Source organism: Pseudomonas sp. B15(2017) (assembly GCF_002113215.1).
In the GTDB taxonomy this organism is placed as follows: domain Bacteria; phylum Pseudomonadota; class Gammaproteobacteria; order Pseudomonadales; family Pseudomonadaceae; genus Aquipseudomonas.
Genome location: NZ_NEJZ01000002.1, coordinates 483,377 through 502,290, shown reverse-complemented (window position 1 = coordinate 502,290; position 18,914 = coordinate 483,377). Strand labels below are relative to the sequence as shown.

The window sequence follows — 18,914 nt, the reverse complement described above, 5'->3', positions numbered from 1 at the left end:
ATGACCGATGAAACGCGTGCTTATGTTACTGGCCAACGGTGTAGAGCCCCTGGAAATGGCCGCTTTTACCGATGTGCTTGGCTGGGCCAACCTGCTGGGTGATCACCCTGTGGAACTGGTCAACGCCGGCCTTCGCAGAAAGATCGTGACCACCTTCGGTCTCATGCTCAATCCGAGTTTTTTATTGAGCGATCTGGACGTGAGCAGCTTCGATGCCCTGGCACTGCCGGGTGGTTTTGAACCGTCGGGTTTTTACGAGGAAGCCTTGAGCGAACCCTTCCTGGCGACCATCCGGCATTTCGTCGAAGCCGGTAAACCCGTTGCCAGCGTTTGCGTGTCTTCCGTGTGCCTGGGCGTGGCCGGCGTGCTGCGTGACAGGAACGCCACGACCTACCACCAAGAGGGCGGCAAGCGGAAAAACCAACTGTTGGAAACCGGTGCACGCTTTGTCGATCGCCCGGTGGTTGTCGATGACCAGATCATCACTTCAAGCGGGCCGGGGACTGCCACCGAAGTTGCATTCGTACTGCTGGAAAAAATAACCAGCGTCGAAAACGCCGCTTTTATCCGCAAGAAAATGCGCTTCGCCACCCCCGACCGTGATTGGTATGACACGCCGCAAGTGCCCTGAAATGATCAACCCACTCCTGATCGACTTTTTACCAAGGTAACCGTATGACTAACACAGCACTCATCGTCGTTGATATTCAGAACGACTATTTTTCCGGCGGCAAATGGGAACTCAATGCTACTGACGCGGCTGCTGACAATGCGGCTCGTGTGATTGGAGCAGCACGTGAGCGGGGTGACTTGGTCATCCATATCCGTCACGAGACTTTAGCCCCTAATGCACCGTTTTTTGTTCCAGGCTCCGACGGCGCGCAATTGCACGAGAATGTGCGCAATCTTGGGGACGAGTTGGTCATCGTCAAACACTTCATGAACCCGTACCGCGAAACTCAATTGCTCGAAGTGCTTGAGCACAACGAGATTGAACGGGTCACCGTGGTCGGCAACATGAGCCACATGTGCATCGATGCAGTCACCCGCGCGTCTGACGATTTCGGGTTTGAGACGACCGTTATTCACGATGCCTGTACGACCCACGATCTGGAATTCAACAACGTCAAGGTTCCTGCGCTTCTGGTGCATGCGGCGTTCATGGCCGCCTTAAAGTTCGGGTACGCCGAAGTGCTGAGCACTGACGAGTATGTGGCCTAGGGTTTCGATTCTGCTGGCGAAAAGGGTGACCCAATGTTCAGTCTTTCCAATGCTGTCGATTACTACTGGCCAACACCCAACGGGCAGAAAGTCGCCATTTTTCTGGAAGAATCGGAACGCTTCATGAGGCTGTAAAGCACAGAGTTGATGATTCCCGGCAACTGCGAATTAGCCCCCGGTACCGGGATTCAACCATTCCTCGCCGGGCGGCGGGTGAAGGGCACCTGTTCACGAATGCGTAGAGGTGATCATGAATCAGTCGGACGCGCCAGGAGCATCCTCTTGGCATGCGGGTGAGCGTGAGTTGCAGGAAAGCGTCGGTGTCGCCGATCAAATGGAGATATTCGGGCGCAAGGTCGTACGTGACTTCATGCCTGATCAGCATCGATTGTTTTACAACCAGTTGCCTTACCTGGTGGTGGGCGCGGTCGATGAACAAGGGATGCCTTGGGCCACGTTGGTCGAAGGCCCCCCTGGCTTCATCCATTCACCCGATCCGCGAATGCTGCAACTCGACAGCCTGCCTGCCGAGGGTGATCCGGTCAGGGCAGCCCTTAAGCAGGGCGCTGCGGTGGGACTGCTGGGTATTGACCTGAAGAGCCGAAGGCGCAATCGCATGAACGGTAACATCAGCACCGCCTCGTCAGGCGGTTTTGCCGTTTCTGTGGTGCACGCTTTCGGCAACTGCCCGCAATACATTCAGTTGCGAGGCGTTGAGCCGGTCAGCCTTGGCCAAGCCTCAGCAAATGTTGCGGCCGAATGTCTCAGCGAACTGGATGAAGCCGCGAAGGCGGCCATCACCAAGGCCGATACCTTTTTCATCGCCAGCTATGTCGACCTGGATGACGATGCATCCCGGCGCTCGGTGGACGTTTCTCACCGGGGTGGCAATTCAGGTTTCGTCAGGATCGAAGGCAACGTGCTGACGATTCCCGATTTCGCCGGCAACCTGCACTTCAACACCTTGGGTAATTTCCTGCTCAACCCGCGCGCGGGGCTGGTGTTCATCGATTTTGAAACAGGCGACATGCTGCAAGTCAGCGGGCGTACCGAGATCATTCTCGAGGGACCGGAGATTGCCGCCTTTCAGGGGGCTGAGCGGCTCTGGACGCTGACCGTGGAGCAGGTGGTTCGACGTCAGGCTGTGTTGGCTCTCCGTTGGCGGTTTGATGGTTTTTCGCCTAACAGCCTGATGACTGGCAGTTGGGAGCAAGCTGAGGGCCGATTGCAAGCCGATAACCTGCGCGATCAATGGCGACCGCTGAGGGTGACGCGGATCGTTGACGAGAGCAGCTCCATTCGCTCCTTCTATTTTGAACCGGCCGATGGCGCGGGCGTACCGCGGTTCGAGGCGGGCCAACATCTGCCGGTGCGCTTTTGCCTTGCTGAAGGACAGGCGCCTCTGGTCAGAACCTACAGCCTGTCGAGTGCGCCGTCGGACAGTTTTTTCCGCATCAGCGTCAAGCGTGACGGACTCATCTCGTCGCATCTGCACGACCGCGTTCAGGTGGGTGATCTGGTTGAAGCCCGTGCCCCTCAAGGGCGTTTCACGGTGCAAGCCGATGAATATCGACCGTTGGTTTTGCTGGCCGCGGGCGTGGGCGTGACCCCACTGCTGTCGATGCTGCGTGAAGTGATTTATGAAGGCGAACGTATCCGTCGCACTCGACCGACCTGGTTCATCCAAAGTGCGCGCAGCCTGGGTGAACTCGGGTTTCGCGATGAGCTGTACGAACTGGCGACCCGTGCCAAGAATAAAATTCATGCGCTGCGTCTGCTCAGTCAGCCGGAAACTCACGCTCGCGTTGGTGAGGATTTTGAGGTGGCGGGGCGGGTGGATGTCGAGCTGCTCAAGGCATTGCTGCCCCTGGACGATTACGATTTTTACCTGTGTGGCCCTGGTGCTTTTACCCAGGCGCTGTACGACGGCCTGCGTCAGTTGCGTATTGGCGATGATCGTATTCACGCGGAGACTTTCGGCCCTTCGACTCTGGTTCGCCAACGGGATCATCTAACCCCGGCGGTCGAGCAGGTACCCGCGGCAAGCAGCCCGGTCAAAGTGCTGTTTTCGGCGTCGGCGAAGGAAGCTCGTTGGGAGCCGGGTGGCGGGAGTTTACTGGAACTGGCCGAGAGCCGTGGCCTGAACCCGGACTTCAGTTGCCGGGGCGGATCCTGCGGTACATGCCGGACCCGATTGGTCAATGGTCAAGTGCATTATCTGAACCTGCCGGCTGAGATGCCGGCCGAAGGGGAGGTACTGATTTGCTGTGCGGTGCCAGCGCAAGCCAAGGAGGGCGAGCCCCCCTGGTGCTGGATTTGTGATTTGGCGTCATCCGTACTCATCCCGCCATGCGCGGGCTGAGTACCACGTCGATGCCGCCTTCGCTTTCAAGTTGAGCCAGGTCATCGAAGCCACCAACGAGCCTATTGCCGAAGAAAATCTGCGGGACCGTACGGCGACCGCTTCGGCTGACCATTTCGTTCTTCACGCCGAGCGGGCGCACATCGATTTCTTTGTACGCAATCCCTTTGCCGTCTAGCAAGCGCTTGGCCTTGCGGCAGTAGGGGCATGTCGTGGTGGTGTACATAGTGACTTCCAGCATGTTCAGTACTCCTGAAAATGACAGGCTGATTCAGGCAACAGCTTTGGCTGGACGGGCATGAACGGCAACGGTGTTCGGATGCTTGACCAGAGACTTGAACGTCTTGTTGTCGGCGTCCAGGGCGTCGATTGAACCGGTCCCGATGTCGTAGACCCAGCCATGCAGATTCACCTGACCTTTTTCCTGAGCCAGGCGCACGCTTGGATGAGTCTGAATGTTGGCCAGTTGGGCGATGACGTTTTCACGCACCATGGAACTGACTTTGGCGGCTTCACTGGTGTGAGGACGCGATTCGTTGATGACTTTCGCCGACTCGGCATGTTGCAACCAGCCGGCGACCGCAGGCAGGTGATCCATGCATTTGCACTTGGCGACAGCGGTCATGGCACCGCAATCGGAATGGCCGCAGATCACGATATCGGTCACGCCCAGTACGGCGACAGCGTATTCGACAGTGGCAGACACACCACCGGGATGCGGGCTGTAGGACGGCACGATGTTGCCAGCGTTACGGATCACGAACAGCTCGCCTGGCTCTTGCTGCGTCAGCAGTTCCGGAACAACCCGGCTGTCGGAACAGGTAATGAATAACGTGCCTGGATGTTGTGTGGTGGCCAGGTGTTTGAACAGGTCAGTGCGTTGTGGGAATGCTTCTTTCTGGAACTTCAAGAATCCTTCGATGAGCGCTTTCATGGTGTGTGCCTTCAATAAGTGGTGTGTGGGGAACGATCAGTTGGTGCAACCGCTGCCGATCACGCTGTATTCCAGAACATGGGTTTCACCATGGGAATCGCGGTAGGTCATTTGCACCGGTGTCGGGCCGCAGACATCCGCCGCCGACGTGATATTGACGACCTTGGCGATATCCAGATGCATGCCGTACGCAAATGGAACGGCCTCGGGTGCGACCACGGCTGGCTGGGCGTAGGCCGACAGCGAAGCGGTCAGAGACAGGGCCAGCGACAGAATTTTTCTCATGATGAATCCTCCATTCAAATGTGGTGATTGATCGAAAGGGCTTAGTCGTTTTTTGAAGCAGGCCCGCAAGGCTGCGGGCCGATTTACAGCTGTGGTTGCATCCTTAGAAAGGACGCAGTGGCAGGAACTTGCCGTCGAGAGTGATCACTGCGCGGTGGCCGCCTTCAGGGTCTTCGACTTTCTTCATGTCGAGCTTGAAGTTGATTGCGCTGATAATGCCGTCGCCGAACTGTTCGTGAACCAGGGCTTTCAACGTGGTGCCGTAGATCTGGATCATTTCGTAAAAACGGTAGATGGTCGGGTCGGTCGGGACACCATTGAGGCTGCCACGCAGCGGGATGATTTGCAGGCGGGCCACCGAATCGGCATCCAGCTCCAGTTTTTCACCGATCACTTTGGCAGCGGCTTCAGGCAGCGGGTGCTGGCCGAGGAGGGCGGCGGTGACGTAAGCGAGGCCGAGGCCGGTGCCTTCAGTCACTTGTTCGAAGGACAGATTCTTGCGCGCCTTGGCGTCGAGTATTTTCGCGGTCAGTTCGAGGCTGGTGTCGTTGTAAGCGTGGGACTGTTGCATGGTGTTTCTCCTGTCCGGCTGGCTCGGTTGCTGTTGCTTGGGTGTGAAGCAATCTTCTGCCATTCGATCAATAGCGTCCAAGACCGATAAACAATCCATCGCATAAGTCCTACCTATAGGTGCATCCCGGAGTGCTCACAAACGTTGAAGACTCAGAAACGCTACCGTTGACCTTCAACGGCTACCCGGTTCGGATTGACGTGGCTGAGGAAAGCGTCACCACGCACTCATCGGACCCGAAACGACCACCAGCAATCATTCCTGCGAATCGACACAAGTTCGACGCAAGCCTCAAATATGAAAGTGAATGACTCGACAGCGCAATGACACTCGGCTGTTCCCAGGAGCAAGCGACGCAGGAGGCGGGTTTATATGGGGTATTACAGTTATGTTCGACGATACAAGGGGGCATAAAAATCAACCCACCGTGGGCCGCAACTTCTGCGCCAGTTCAATCAGTGCGCGCAATCGCGCTGGTACGAAACGATGGCCCGAGTAGTAGAGCCTCAACCCGCCAAATGAAGGGCACCACGGCATCAACACCGGCACCAGTGCGCCGCTTGCCAGTTCATCGACGATGAACCACTCGGAAATAAATCCAATGCCAAGGCCCAACAACACGGCCTGTTTGATGGCCAGCAACTCGTTGGAGGCGAAGCGCACCGGCAGATCCATCTGCAGCTTTTGGCCATCGCGCTCCAATTCCCAATGGTAGAGGCCACCATGGGCCATGCGCATGCCGATGCTCCGGTGGGTGAGCAGGTCTCGCGGATGCTCGGGCACGCCGTGGCGTTCGAGGTACTCGGGCGTTGCGACCACGAGCATCCGGATGTCACCTGACAGTGCCACGGCGATCATGTCTTGCGGCACAGACTCTGCCAGGCGAATCCCGGCGTCGAAGCCACCGGCGACGATGTCGACCATGCTTGATTCGCTGACGATGTCGATGCGCACTTCGGGATAGCGCTCAGCGTACTGCTTCAATAGCGGCTCCAGCAGCAGATAGGCCGCCCCATGCGGTGCATTGATGCGCAATGTGCCGCTGGGTTCATCGAGGCCGACGCTGGCTTCTTCGTCGGCACTTTTGATCTGGGCCAACGCAGGTGCGATGCGTGCCACATAGCGTTGCCCGATGTCGGTGAGGGCAACGCTGCGCGTGGAACGATTGAACAGTCGTACTTTCAGGCGTGCTTCCAGGCCGGCTACCGCACTGCTCACAGCCGTAGTGGACATGCCCAACTCCTGTGCTGCACCGCGAAAACTGTTGCGACGCGCAACGGCCAGTACCACTTCCAGCTCGGTCATTCCTGTTCTGTGCATGGATAGTCCTGAATATAGGGATTCTTCATAAGCCAAAAGATGGCTTATCGGAATAATGAACCCTTCTTAGACTTCATCACAGAGGCTCGCTTCGGGCGAGTCATTTTGAGCGAGGAGTCGCCATGCAACGCGTTGAACATATCTACATCAACGGTGAGTTCGTCATTCCACACGGTCAGGAGTGGTTCGACCTTCATAACCCGAGCACCGAAGAAGTTATCGGACAGGTTCGGCTGGGCGATGCACTTGACGCACAGCGTGCGATCGCCGCCGCCAAGGTTGCGTTCCCGGCGTGGGCTCGTACTGGCCGGGAGGAGCGCATTGCGGCACTGCAACGGATGCACCGGGCCATGGCGGCAAGGGAGGAAGAACTGCTGGAGGCCATCCTCGTGGAATACGGCGCACCGTCGGTTCGCGGGCGGTGGATGGCGACTTATCCGGCTGATGTGATCGCCCAAGCAATCGATGCACTGGAAACGTTCGATTTCGAGGAACAGGTCGGCATGGCCAGGGTGATTCTGACGCCCGTGGGCGTGACCGGTCTGATCACACCCTGGAACAGCAATGCGGGCTTCATTTGCAACAAACTGGCCACCGCGCTGGCGGCAGGCTGCACTGCCGTCATCAAACCCAGCGAGATGAGCGCGCTACAGACGCAAGTCGTGGTCAGGGCGTTGCACGAAGCGGGGCTGCCACCGGGTGTTTTCAATATCGTCAACGGACGGGGTGATGTGGTTGGCGAGGAGATCGCCCGACATCCCGACGTTGCCAAGATCTCGTTCACGGGGTCGTCCGCTATCGGCCAACATCTGGTAAAAGCCGGTGCTGACACCATGAAGCGCGTGACGCTTGAACTCGGCGGAAAGTCGCCCACCGTGGTGCTTGATGATGCGGATTTTCAGGCCGTCATGCCGCTGGTGCTGCAAGCGGGATTTCTCAACAGCGGCCAGGCTTGCATCGCAGGCACTCGCATTCTCGTGCCGCGCAGTCGGTTGGCAGAGTTCGAGCGGATTGCGAAGGAGGGTGTCGCACAGATTCAATCGGGCGATCCACGCAACGCCGACACTGACATCGGTCCGATGGTGAGCCAGAAACAATGGGAACGGGTGCAGCGCTACATCCGTATCGGCCAGGAAGAAGGCGCGAGGTTGCTGGCGGGTGGCGAAGGTCGCCCGGAAGGCTTGCACGCCGGATGGTTCGTGAAGCCCACGATCTTCACTGATGCCAACAACCGGATGCGCATCGCGCGTGAGGAAATCTTCGGCCCCGTGCTGACGATCATCCCCTACGAGGATGATGCTGATGCGATCAGCATTGCCAACGATACGGACTATGGACTGAGCGCCCTGGTGCTGGGAAAAAGCTCCCAACGTTGTATGAACGTCGCCCGGCAGATCGATTCGGGGCGCGTGCTCATCAACACGCTGGCCCACGAACCACGTGCCCCCTTCGGTGGATTCAAGCATTCAGGCCTTGGGCGCGAAATGGGCAGGTGGGGGATGAGCGCGTATTTGGAGCCGAAGACGTTGATCCGGTATGACCCGTTGAAATGACTGGGTCAGGTCCCTGTCTGGGAGCACTAGATGGGGATGGGCAGTTAGCGTCCGCTAATGGCCGATTGCTATCCGTCGCGAAAGGCTGAAAACGGCCAGGAACTGCTACTCAGATCACCATTAAGACTGTTTTACACGTTAACCAAGCACCCCAGAACAGACTGCTGAAAAGCGGGTAGCGTCCCCAAAAACCGCATCATGCAAAAGCTTCTGAACAGCCGCCTCAGAATGTGGAGGGTCAGCGCCTTGAAGAATTTTTCCAAGTTTGACTTTCACTTCATCCGGACTAGCTCCGTGCCGCCGCCAACGTTGCGTATAGACATCGAGGAGACCAACTGAGTGGCATAGGCATATTAATCAAAAACAATAAGCCAAGTGGATCGACTTATTTTTCCTTTGGGTGGATGCATAAAAGATACCTGAATAAACCCGGATGGTATCCGGGTTTATTTAAGCGTTAATCCGCGTGCAATATGTGGCCACCCTTAAAATATTTCATTTCATGTTGCCTCCTGCCGGTTTGCCGAAACGGGTTCGAGTATGATGTCCTGAGTCACCAACTTTGGCTTTTCGGGCATGAACCATATAACGCATGCCGAGACGAAAAAAAATCCGGCGCAAACCATCAAACCAGCCGCCAAACTGTAGTATGTTGCGATACCGCTTAGCAATAACGGCGCAAGAGCGGCCAAGCCGCGCCCGGCGTTGAAGCAAAACCCGGCGCCCAGCGTTCGAACGTGAGTAGGATACAATTCGCTGAAATATGCACCGAACAAACCCGCGAAGGCGATGAAAAATGCATACAGGGCACCAAGCCAGAGCAGTGTGTTTGCCTGGGAGGCATAAATATAAACTGGTAACATTACCGTGGTGCATACGAGGGAAATGATGATAACTTTTCGCTTTCCAATAATGTCCGCCAAGTATCCGAAGAAATTCAGACCAATAAAGTTGCCAATATTTAGTATGGCCATGAAGGTTGCCATGGAACTCAAACCCAAGCCTCGTTCTTGGACTAGATAGGTAGGTAGCCACGTATTGGCACCCCAGTAGCCGAGCAGGGCAAAACTGGCTGCTGTAGTACCCAGTAGAGTCGATTTTATGAGCGCCGGTGAGAAAATCTCAGTAATCGTAGCGCTTTTTTTGAGGCTAAGATTCTGCGCCTTGGCTGCCTTCCATGCAGGTGTTTCTGGAACCCAGAAATAGATGTAAAGCACAGGAATAACGACCATGCCGCCTGCGTAAACAAACATGGTCCGCCATTCGGGTAGCATGTATTTTGCCGCTAATGACGCCGCGATAGCACCAATGGCAAACGCGCTGATTGCAAGTGACGTCGCTCTGGCCCGTTGATGTGATGGCCAACTTTCAGCGATGTATACTGCGACAATTCCCCACAGGCCGCCCAGCCCAAGTCCGGAAAGAAAGCGCAGACCCATGAATACATAAAGATTTTCAATGCTCGAGAGTATCGCTGTTAATGAACCAAACAGTAGCAAACAGGTAAGCATAGCCTTTCTTCGCCCAAAGGTGTCTGCGTACCAGCCAGCAATAACACTACTTACTCCAATACCTAAAAGAGTGGCGGTTGCCAAGAGTCCCCCTTGGTTAATATTGAGGTCCATGTCCTGCCTGATCACTGGCAGTGAAAGTGAAAGCATTACAATTTCGATCGCATCAAAGAAATATGCTATAAAGCAACCTATCAATACATGCCATTTCGATATTTTATTCATTTTTATTTTCCTATCTGTTTGGATGTGGCGATTGACATATTTATGCATTGGTAGATTGGCAATGGTCAATGTGACACGTTGCCTAATGCAATCAATCATAGAGCCGAGAGTTTTTATTTTGGCGTTGAAGGGATGTGGAACGTTAATGAGTTTTACTTTTTGGGAAGATGAGTTTTCAAATCTAGCGCAAGTGCCATTTTAATGTGAGGTTTGGATGATCGGGCTCTAATAATCTGCGTCAGCGGATCTAGATGTGTGGAATAGTCATATTCAAGCCTTATTTTTAATTATTATGTGCAAAAGTAGATCTGCTTTGAGGACAAACTAGAGGCTAAGGAAGCTGGAAACAAATAATCTGGTTTATGCTTATGAATAAATCTCGTTTATAGGATGAATGCGAAGGTACATGCGGAGACTGCCTCCTTGGTCAATGCGTTATAAAACGGCCACTTAGCGCATTTTCTGAGCCTTGTGGGAGTGCTGACGTCCTTCAGGAGCGGTCACGGAAATTGGTAACTGAATGTGTAATATTTGATGGTGACCCGAAAGGTCGCGGTTTCAAACCAGACAAACGTCACTCCAAGCGTGAGAGGCGAGATTTTAGCTGCCCTTCCATACTCGTCTTCCCAAGATGAGTTGGCTGACTCTCGTTAAACGGGCTGAGCCAATCTCATAACTGAACGTGTTTCAGCCTGGCATTCACACCATTGGCCAAGTCGGCTAGAGCGTCGCTGGCCCTGCAGGTCTGAAAGGAACGCACCGCTGATTGTGCGGATAAGTCGCGGATGCGTACCAAATTGCTGTCCACCTCATGCGCCACTTGCACCTGTTCTTCATAAGCGCTGGCAATCACGGTGTTGCGCTCGTCAATGGCCATCACCGAACTTGCGACCAAGGCTGTAACTGCTGAGCATCAACGCGCTCATTTCGTGGGTGGCCGAGGACAGCTGGTTGGCGGGATCACCCGCATGAATCAGGGTGCCGCGAAGGATTTTCCGCATGCGCTCCATGGATTTCAGCAACAGGGCCGCCCGTCGCTGCCGGTGATGTGGATACGAGAAGGGCGCAGGTCACCGCCGGCGACCGTTTCCGATGCAGTCAGTGTCTGGCTGATGGGCAGGCCAAACTCAGGGTCAATCGCAAGGCCAGCAACAGAGTGGTCCGTTTGGCATTCAGGTAAAACTGCGTGGCTTCGGTGCTGGACTTGATTTTCGACGCGTCGTGAAGTTGTTCAAGCTTTTCCAGTTGATCGATCATGGTCCGAGCGACCTTGTCCATGTCGGCCCACGCCAACTGAAGACCTGCATCGCCTCGGCCGTTTTTGATCAGTTCATGAATCACATCCGCCTGGCTGACGCAGCGTTGGTAAGTGATTTTGAATCCCTCGATCAGCGCCCGTTCCTCCGGCTAGGTCACCAGCAGTAGGTTGTTTCCAGGGCTTTGTTCCGCGAGCAAGCTAGCTCCTGCAGGTTTTATTTTAGCAGGAGCGAGCCGGCTGGCGATGGACTCTAGCGGATGATAGGCCAAACGGTGGCGCCGTTCGCTTAGCCTTTGGCCGCCATGAAACTACCCAGCAGGTTGCCATAGAATGGCAGGTGTAAGCCCATGATCTGGGCCAGTGTTTCGCCGGTGACGTTACGCCAGTCCGCTTGCAACTCGGCGGCTACTGCGACCCATGTCATCGGAACGACACCTGCCTGGACCATGCGGGCGAGGGCGACTTCCTGCACCAGCTTGTTCCAGGTACCCGATGCATCAATCACCACGTACACGTCATAACCGGCCTTGATCGCCGACAACGCGACGAAGGTGACGCAGACTTCGGTGGAAACGCCCGCCACGATCAGTTTCTTGCGGCCGGTTTTCTCGATAGCCTCGACAAAGGCCGGGTTACCCCACGCATTGATTTCACCCGGGCGGTGAATGATTGGAGCATCGGGCAGCGTCTGGGTGATGATTGGCAGCACCGGACCGTTGGGGCCATCTGCGGCGCTGGTGGTGATGATTGCGGGCAGGTTGAAGGCCTTGGTCAGCTTTGCCAAGGCGGCCACCGCAGTCATGTATTCGGGCAGGCTTTGGTCCTGCACGCCGTTGGACAGGCCGGTCTGGTGATCGACAAACACGACGGCGGCGTTGTCAGCTGACAGACGATCGTAGCTCATGGGGTTTCTCCTGGGTTTTCAGTCGGCTTGCAGCCGGTGATGCGGCCATGGAATCCATGGCCGTTGCGACGATTCGAGGATCGCCGGGATGATTTCAGTGAGGTTCAGAGGGGAGGCAGTTTGCCCATCTTTCCTTCCACGTAGCGGGAGTAGGCGGCCTGGAGTCCGGCCTGATCGTTCATGATGAATGGGCCGTACACCGCCACCGGCTCTTGTGGGTCGAAGCCGGAAAGAATCAGCACATGGGCGTCTTGGTCAGGGACAAGGTGTACATCTTCCGGCTGCGACAGACTTCGGGCGGCAATCGCTTGATGTGCCGTTAATGATCGTTGTTCGCTAAAGGCGCTAAGAGTGAGAGCACCCGACAGCACGTAGATCAGGACGTTTTGCCCGTTGGGTACCGAGTAGGTGAAGCTGGCGCTTAGGGTCACATCCAAGAAAGTAAACGGCTCAACCGGCGCGATGGGCCCTTCGATTTCATTGAAGCACCCCGTCAAAATCCGTACCCGCGCTCCTTGCCCGGTGACCACGGTCGGAACCTGGTCTGCGGATGCATGGATCACGCGCGGCGGCAGATTTTTGTGCGACCGGGACAGGTTGACGAACAGTTGCAGTCCGTGTACTTCCTCGCCGTTGACGGCAGGGTGCTCATCGTGGACCACGCCGTGGGCAGCTTGGGTCCAGACCATGGCGCCGGGCTCGATGACCAAGTCGTGGCCAAGGGAGTCTCGGTTTCGCAGGCCGCCAGTGGAGTCTTCGAAGAGATATGACACGGCGGAAAAACCGGCATGGGGGTGCGGTGCAAAGGTCGGGCCGCTCGCACGGAAATGATCAAATCCCATGATTGGGGCGCTGAACCCCGTCAGTGCGTCCAAATCAAGGCGATGTGCGGAAAATTGAGCACCCAGTTCAGCCTTTTTGGCTTCAGCTATTGGGGAAAACTTGATCGACATCTTTGTCATCCTTCGCACGTATTTATAGCGCTGTTTTCATGCGATGAACTGTAAACTAGGCATTAATCATCGATAAGATGGTCAAATCACCCAAGACTGTTGCAGGGCAGCACCAATGATTGATGACCTCAATGACCTTCAATACTTCGTCCTCGTGGTGCGCCATAAAGGCTTTACCGCTGCCTCAAAAATCTCGGGTGTTGAAAAAACGCGTTTAAGCCGCAGGGTGGCTATCCTCGAGTCGCGTCTGGGTGTACGCCTGCTAAACAGAACTACCCGTCAAATTGCCTTGACTGAGGCAGGCTCGCACTTTTATGCGCAATGCCTGACCGTGGTCGAAGGGGCCAATACGGCGTTCGACAGCATTGCCAACCTGCAAATCGAGCCGGCGGGTATGGTCCGGCTCAGTTGCCCGCAAGTGATGGCGGAGACGTATTTGTCGCCGATTCTGCCGGGCTATCTGTTGATGCATCCCAAGGTACGCCTGGAACTCAATGCAACGGATCGCGAGGTCAACTTGATCGAGGAGGGCTTCGACCTCGCGCTCAGGGCCCGCCCGCAAATCGAAGATTCGGCCGGACTGGTTGCGCGAAAACTCGGCGTGGCTCGGCGTGTGCTGGTGGCCAGCCCTGCATTTATCGCACGTTGTGGCCAGTTGGAGTCGCCAGAAGATCTCAAGCAAGTAGACACACTTTGCCGTCCGGGAGACGTTCAGGATGGTAAGGGGAGATGGTTGCTGGAAAATGGGGGAAGCAGTTGTCTGGCTGCTCACACGCCGCGGTTATTATCGGATGACTTGAGGATGCAACTTGAGGCGTCGATTCATGGTCTCGGTGTAGCGCTCCTTCCAGAACCCATCGCTTCATCAGCTGTTGCACGCAATCAAGTGGAGTTGGTACTTCGTGGCTGGACAGGTGCGGAACATATTATTCACTTGTTGTTTCCAAAGCCGAAGGGAATGCTGCCATCGGTAAGGAGCTTGATTGACTACCTTTCCATCCATTTGCCCGCGAGCATTCAAGAACACAGCGTCGTTATCTGAGTTGAATATTATTCAATGACCAACGTTCAGGTCATTGAAGATGAACGCCTGGACTCTTTTAGTCTTGGGTTATTTCCACGTCCTGCTGCGATCACGCTGACACGAACGCGATGGGGTGTCAGCGACTGGGTCAAGGCTCGGCTCATGCGGATCAGGCTACTGTTGGGCCGCAGACATGGATTGGGTTCGCTTATGGCGCTCGGTGGCGGCTCAATGGTCACAATACTGCCGCCATGTTCGCTATTCATCATGTGTAAATTGGTGCAGTGGACGATGTGATCGTTCAGTGGAGTGTATTCGTGTTCGCCGCTGTTGTTGATCAGTACATCGACGTTGCCCAAGCACTCTTGAATCGTTGCCAGCGCTGCCTCCACACTGACACGGCATTCGCTGTTTAGGCTGACGGTCAACACCACGGCGCCTTCGCAGCGCAGATCCGCCGCCAGTTGAACCAGTTGCCAGGAATGCTGTGCACCAATGGCCACCTGCGCTCCGGCGCGGGCGATGAGGCGAGCGAAACGCGCACCCAACCGGGTTGAGGCATCTACGACCCATACGACTTTTCCTTCCATGGAAAACGATTGCTGCGGGTCGGTCATCGGCATAGTTCCCTTGGCACGACTCTTCGAGTAATGGAAGGTCGGCGGTCTGGTACACCGGCCACAGCGACTAGAGTGGGGCTGAGCATTCTCATCACCAGTTCGGAGTAATGTCGGATCACCTCATCGATGCCCCAGCGTTCATCGGCCTGATACCAGACACAAGCGTGGGTCAGCATATTGAGCAAGGTGCGCGCCATCTGCTTTGAATCGGCGCAAACGAAAGCCCCCTCCCTCGCGCCCTGCTCGAGTAAGTCCTGCAAGGTTTTCAGGTATATCTGTCTAGCCTGGCAAACCTGTGATAACGATTCCTCGTCCAGGCTTCGGAGTTCGAGGTTGCCTAACATCGCTTGGTCTTGATGTTCCAGGTGGTAGCGTATATGGCACGAAATAAAGGAGCGCAGTTGTATGCTGGCGCTGACATTAGCGGCGGGGCAGTTGCGATTCCACTCGTGACCCAGACTCTGGAGGTACTCCAGGATTAGTTCCAGCAGTAACTCACTTTTGCTTTTGTAATACAGATAGAGCGTCGAGACATTGACCCCGGACTCAGCCGCCAGTTGACGAAGACTCATCGACTCATAGCCGTTACGGGAAATCAGTTTGATGGCAGCCAAGCGAATGGTGCTTTCAGTCCTGTTCATGATGTGATCCTGCGGTCATCCAATTCAACCAGTATCGTTTCGCCAACAATCGCTTCGTCATGAGCAGTCGGGGAGTGGTGCGCGCCATACTTGGCAGTTTTGAATAACTTAATCAGCCCTTCCATCATTGAAAGAGCTGATTCGGTCGCGTGTTACAGGCTCAGGCAGAGGTATTTGATTTCCAGGTAATCTTCGATGCCGTACTTGGAGCCTTCACGCCCCAGGCCCGACGCCTTGATGCCGCCGAACGGCGCGACTTCGTTGGAGATCAACCCGGTGTTGACGCCGACCATGCCGTATTCCAGGGCTTCGGCCACACGGAACACACGGCCCAGGTCGCGAGCGTAGAAGTACGAGGCCAGACCGAACTCGGTGTCGTTCGACATCGCAATCACTTCGGCTTCGTCTTTGAAGCGGAACAGCGGCGCCAATGGACCGAAAGTTTCTTCCTTGGCCACGGCTGCGTTCTTCGGCACGTTGGTCAGGATGGTCGGCTCGAAGAAGTTGCCTTCCATGCTTTTGCCGCCGGACAGCACGGTGGCGCCTTTGGAAACGGCGTCAGCAATGTGCTCTTGCACCTTGGCCACGGCTTTTTCGTCAATCAGCGGACCGGTGGTGGTGCCTTCTTCCAGACCGTTGCCGATCTTGAGTTTGAACACCGCCACTTTCAGCTTCTCGGCGAACGCGTCGTAGACCGAATCCTGAATGTACAGACGGTTGGCGCAGACGCAGGTCTGGCCGTTGTTGCGGTACTTGGAAATGATCGCGCCTTCGACGGCCTTATCCAGGTCCGCGTCGTCGAACACGATGAACGGCGCGTTGCCGCCCAGTTCCAGGGAGACTTTCTTGATGTCCTTGGCGCATTCAGCCATCAGCTGACGACCGATTTCGGTCGAGCCAGTGAAGGACAATTTACGCACGATCGGGTTGCTGGTCAGCTCGCTGCCGATGTCGCCGGCACTGCCGGACACCACGCTGAACACGCCAGCAGGAATGCCGGCACGCTGGGCCAGTTCAGCCAGAGCGAATGCCGAGAACGGCGTTTGCGAAGCAGGCTTGAGCACCATGGTGCAACCGGCAGCCAAGGCTGGGCCGGCTTTACGGGTGATCATTGCAGCCGGGAAGTTCCACGGGGTGATGGCAGCGGTCACGCCGATTGGCTGCTTGATCACGATCAGGCGCTTGTCTGGCTGGTGGCCCGGAATCACGTCACCGTAGACGCGCTTGGCTTCTTCGGCGAACCACTCGATAAAGGAAGCGGCGTAAACGATTTCGCCCTTGGCTTCGGCCAATGGCTTGCCTTGCTCCAGTGTCATCAGGCGAGCCAGGTCGTCCTGGTTCTCGATGATCAGCTCGAACCAGCGACGCAGCTTGTTCGCACGGTCCTTGGCGGTCAGTGCACGCCAGGCCGGCAGCGCCTTGTCAGCGGCTTCGATCGCACGGCGGGTTTCGGCAGCGCCCATTTTCGGCACGGTGCCCAGAATTTCGCCCGTTGCCGGGTTGTTGACCTTGATCGTCTGACCATTGTCCGCATCGACCCAAGCGCCATCGATGAAGGCTTGCTGGCGGAACAACTGGGTGTCTTTAAGCTGCATCATGAACTCCAGTGTTGTCATTGAACGCGGGCGGCACGGCATCGCGGCACCGCCCCTGAGATTGAATGATGATAGAAGGATCAGACCAACGCGCTTCTTCTCTTGAGTTCGCTGTTGAGAATGAAATCATTCTCCGAGTAGTCCACGGGGCAATCGATCACGTGCACACCCGGCTCACTGATGCAGCTCTCCAGCAGTGGAAGGAAGCCTTCGGCGCTTTCTACCCGGTGGCCTTTAGCGCCATAGCTTTGTGCATACATGACAAAGTCCGGGTTGCCATAGTCCAGACCGAAGTCGGTGAAGCCCATGTTCGACTGCTTCCAGCGGATCATGCCGTAGCCGTCGTCGCGCAGGATGATGACCGTGAGGTTCATCTTCAAACGCACGGCCGTTTCCAGTTCCTGGCTATTCATCATGAAACCACCGTCACCGCACACGGCGACTACCGGGCGGTCCGGGTAGACAAGATGCGAGGCCATGGCCGACGGCAGGCCCGCGCCCATGGTCGCCAGGGCGTTGTCCAGCAGCACGGTATTGGGCTTGTGGGCCTTGTAGTTACGCGCGAACCAGATCTTGTAGATGCCATTGTCCAGGGCGACGATGCCTTCTGACGGTAAGGCGCGACGCACGTCAGCAACGAAACGCTGCGGGTAAATCGGGAAACGCTTGTCGTCCGCGCCCTCGATGATCTGTGCTTCGTTGGCTTCGCGGATCGCCATGAGGCGACTGAAATCCCAATGAGTCTGGATCTGCAGCGCTTCACCGATCTGCCACACGGCGTTGGCAATGTCGCCCACCACCTCGATTTGCGGGAAGTACACAGGATCGACTTCGGCAGAACGGAAGTTGATGTGGATCACTTCGGTACCGCCACGGACCATGAAAAATGGCGGCTTTTCAATGACATCGTGGCCGATATTGACGATCAGATCGGCGGCTTCGACAGCGCGGTGCACGAAGTCTCCAGCGGAAAGGGCAGCGTTGCCGAGAAAGCGTGGATGACGCTCATCCACCACGCCCTTGCCCATTTGCGTGGTGACAAAGGGGATGCCGGTGCTGTCAATCAATTGCTTGAGCACCTTGGCCGTCATCTTGCGATTGGCACCTGCACCGATAACCAGAATCGGGCTACGGGCCGCCTGCAGTTTCTGAACGGCTGCTTCGATGGATTTGTGCTCGGCCAAAGGGCGTCGATGCAAGCTCGGCGGGACAGGCAGGCTATCCGTCTGCTCGGCGGCGATGTCTTCTGGCAACTCCAGGTGCACGGCACCGGGCTTTTCTTCCTCCGCCAAGCGAAACGCTTCGCGTACACGGGACGGAATGTTGTCGGCAGAAGCGAGCTGGTGGGTGTACTTGGTCAGTGGCTGCATCATGCCGACCACATCGAGGATCTGGAAGCGACCCTGTTTGGACTTTTTGATCGGTTTCTGGCCGGTGATCATTAGCATCGGCATGCCGCCCAGGTAGGCGTAGGCTCCGGCGGTGACCAGGTTGGTGGCCCCTGGACCAAGAGTCGACAGACTCACACCAGTCTTGCCTGTCAGCCTTCCATAGGTGGCAGCCATGAAGCCGGCGGACTGTTCGTGGCGAGTCAGTACCAGCTTGATTTTCGATTTTCGCAGGGACTCAAGCAGATCGAGATTTTCCTCGCCAGGAATGCCGAATACAAACTCGACACCTTCATTTTCCAGACATTGCACAACGACATCGGCAGCCTTGGCCATTTTATTGATCTCGAATTAAGGGGCAGCGGATTGAGGTTCCATTAAAGACTCGCGAAGCTGAAAAACGGTTAAGTGGGTAACACCATTGTCCTCCAGCATCTGCCACATGATCCCTGCAATCGGACCGGCGAACGGTTTTCCACTTAAACGAACCTCAACATACAACGAGGATTTAACTCATTTTTATGGGGGGAATAATCCTCGCGCCGCCGC

The 18,914-nt window shown here is 56.0% G+C and carries 20 protein-coding genes and 1 pseudogene; 5 read left to right on the top strand and 16 right to left on the bottom strand.

Translation table 11 applies throughout. The annotated features are described in order from the left end of the window. Window positions 1-7 precede the first annotated feature (7 nt). The 3 genes from CAF73_RS05055 (at window position 8) to CAF73_RS05045 (ending at window position 3,583) form a co-directional block, all read left to right on the top strand. A complete protein-coding gene (locus tag CAF73_RS05055) occupies window positions 8-631 on the top strand; it encodes a DJ-1/PfpI family protein (protein WP_075944494.1) in 624 nt (207 codons plus the stop codon). 44 nt (window positions 632-675) lie between these two features. Beyond that, window positions 676-1,221, top strand: coding sequence for a cysteine hydrolase family protein (locus CAF73_RS05050; protein WP_085702114.1), 546 nt, complete (start codon window positions 676-678; stop codon window positions 1,219-1,221). A 250-nt stretch (window positions 1,222-1,471) separates the two neighbouring features. After that, complete coding sequence (locus CAF73_RS05045) at window positions 1,472-3,583, top strand: pyridoxamine 5'-phosphate oxidase family protein (RefSeq protein WP_371918957.1); 2,112 nt, start codon at window positions 1,472-1,474, stop codon at window positions 3,581-3,583. Here the strand turns inward: CAF73_RS05045 and grxC are convergent. The 5 genes from grxC to CAF73_RS05020 form a co-directional block, all read right to left on the bottom strand. Beyond that, window positions 3,561-3,824 carry a glutaredoxin 3 gene (gene grxC, locus CAF73_RS05040; RefSeq protein ID WP_085702113.1) on the bottom strand — a complete coding sequence of 88 codons (264 nt, stop codon included), beginning with the start codon at window positions 3,822-3,824 and terminating at the stop codon, window positions 3,561-3,563. The genes CAF73_RS05045 and grxC overlap by 23 nt on opposite strands. Before the next feature lie 30 nt (window positions 3,825-3,854). Continuing rightward, complete coding sequence (locus CAF73_RS05035; protein ID WP_085702112.1) at window positions 3,855-4,517, bottom strand: carbonic anhydrase; 663 nt, start codon at window positions 4,515-4,517, stop codon at window positions 3,855-3,857. 36 nt (window positions 4,518-4,553) lie between these two features. Next, on the bottom strand, window positions 4,554-4,802 hold the full coding sequence (locus CAF73_RS05030) for a DUF2790 domain-containing protein (RefSeq protein ID WP_075944499.1): 249 nt from the start codon (window positions 4,800-4,802) through the stop codon (window positions 4,554-4,556). A gap of 103 nt (window positions 4,803-4,905) precedes the next feature. Continuing rightward, on the bottom strand, window positions 4,906-5,373 hold the full coding sequence (cynS, locus tag CAF73_RS05025) for a cyanase (protein WP_075944500.1): 468 nt from the start codon (window positions 5,371-5,373) through the stop codon (window positions 4,906-4,908). Window positions 5,374-5,790: 417 nt separating this feature from the next. Then, window positions 5,791-6,693, bottom strand: a complete 903-nt coding sequence (locus CAF73_RS05020; RefSeq protein ID WP_176247706.1) for a LysR family transcriptional regulator — start codon at window positions 6,691-6,693, stop codon at window positions 5,791-5,793. Between the two features lie 122 nt (window positions 6,694-6,815). Here CAF73_RS05020 and CAF73_RS05015 point away from each other — a divergent pair, with 122 nt between their 5' ends. Continuing rightward, window positions 6,816-8,246, top strand: coding sequence for an aldehyde dehydrogenase family protein (locus CAF73_RS05015; RefSeq protein ID WP_085702110.1), 1,431 nt, complete (start codon window positions 6,816-6,818; stop codon window positions 8,244-8,246). Window positions 8,247-8,355: 109 nt separating this feature from the next. Here CAF73_RS05015 and CAF73_RS30410 read toward each other — a convergent pair. From CAF73_RS30410 to CAF73_RS04985, 7 genes and pseudogenes are all read right to left on the bottom strand, one after another. Beyond that, a pseudogene (locus CAF73_RS30410) lies at window positions 8,356-8,599 on the bottom strand (SAM-dependent methyltransferase); the annotation flags it as partial. A gap of 147 nt (window positions 8,600-8,746) precedes the next feature. Continuing rightward, window positions 8,747-10,051, bottom strand: coding sequence for an MFS transporter (locus CAF73_RS05005; protein ID WP_256574620.1), 1,305 nt, complete (start codon window positions 10,049-10,051; stop codon window positions 8,747-8,749). A 601-nt stretch (window positions 10,052-10,652) separates the two neighbouring features. Continuing rightward, window positions 10,653-10,859, bottom strand: a complete 207-nt coding sequence (locus CAF73_RS05000; RefSeq protein WP_075944504.1) for a hypothetical protein — start codon at window positions 10,857-10,859, stop codon at window positions 10,653-10,655. Next, a complete protein-coding gene (locus CAF73_RS30405; RefSeq protein WP_256574619.1) occupies window positions 10,849-10,983 on the bottom strand; it encodes a hypothetical protein in 135 nt (44 codons plus the stop codon). The genes CAF73_RS05000 and CAF73_RS30405 overlap by 11 nt, the downstream gene beginning before the upstream one ends. A 97-nt stretch (window positions 10,984-11,080) precedes the next feature. Then, window positions 11,081-11,260, bottom strand: coding sequence for a hypothetical protein (locus tag CAF73_RS04995; protein WP_139315735.1), 180 nt, complete (start codon window positions 11,258-11,260; stop codon window positions 11,081-11,083). Between the two features lie 266 nt (window positions 11,261-11,526). After that, window positions 11,527-12,144, bottom strand: coding sequence for an isochorismatase family protein (locus CAF73_RS04990; protein ID WP_085702108.1), 618 nt, complete (start codon window positions 12,142-12,144; stop codon window positions 11,527-11,529). Between the two features lie 104 nt (window positions 12,145-12,248). After that, complete coding sequence (locus CAF73_RS04985; RefSeq protein WP_075944507.1) at window positions 12,249-13,097, bottom strand: pirin family protein; 849 nt, start codon at window positions 13,095-13,097, stop codon at window positions 12,249-12,251. A gap of 115 nt (window positions 13,098-13,212) precedes the next feature. Between CAF73_RS04985 and CAF73_RS04980 the strand changes: the two genes are divergently transcribed. Continuing rightward, window positions 13,213-14,139 (top strand): LysR family transcriptional regulator, encoded by a 927-nt coding sequence (locus tag CAF73_RS04980; RefSeq protein WP_178134545.1) that lies wholly within the window; start codon window positions 13,213-13,215, stop codon window positions 14,137-14,139. Between the two features lie 26 nt (window positions 14,140-14,165). Here the strand turns inward: CAF73_RS04980 and CAF73_RS04975 are convergent, their stop codons facing one another. The 4 genes from CAF73_RS04975 to CAF73_RS04960 all read right to left on the bottom strand — a co-directional run bounded on the left by CAF73_RS04975 (window position 14,166) and on the right by CAF73_RS04960 (window position 18,701). After that, window positions 14,166-14,738, bottom strand: a complete 573-nt coding sequence (locus CAF73_RS04975) for an SDR family NAD(P)-dependent oxidoreductase (RefSeq protein ID WP_085702107.1) — start codon at window positions 14,736-14,738, stop codon at window positions 14,166-14,168. Next, window positions 14,735-15,382 carry a TetR/AcrR family transcriptional regulator gene (locus CAF73_RS04970; protein ID WP_075944509.1) on the bottom strand — a complete coding sequence of 216 codons (648 nt, stop codon included), beginning with the start codon at window positions 15,380-15,382 and terminating at the stop codon, window positions 14,735-14,737. The genes CAF73_RS04975 and CAF73_RS04970 overlap by 4 nt, the downstream gene beginning before the upstream one ends. Window positions 15,383-15,534: 152 nt before the next feature. After that, window positions 15,535-16,977, bottom strand: a complete 1,443-nt coding sequence (gene gabD / locus CAF73_RS04965) for an NADP-dependent succinate-semialdehyde dehydrogenase (RefSeq protein ID WP_085702106.1) — start codon at window positions 16,975-16,977, stop codon at window positions 15,535-15,537. 80 nt (window positions 16,978-17,057) lie between these two features. After that, complete coding sequence (locus CAF73_RS04960) at window positions 17,058-18,701, bottom strand: acetolactate synthase large subunit (protein ID WP_075944511.1); 1,644 nt, start codon at window positions 18,699-18,701, stop codon at window positions 17,058-17,060. Between the last annotated feature and the right edge of the window lie 213 nt (window positions 18,702-18,914).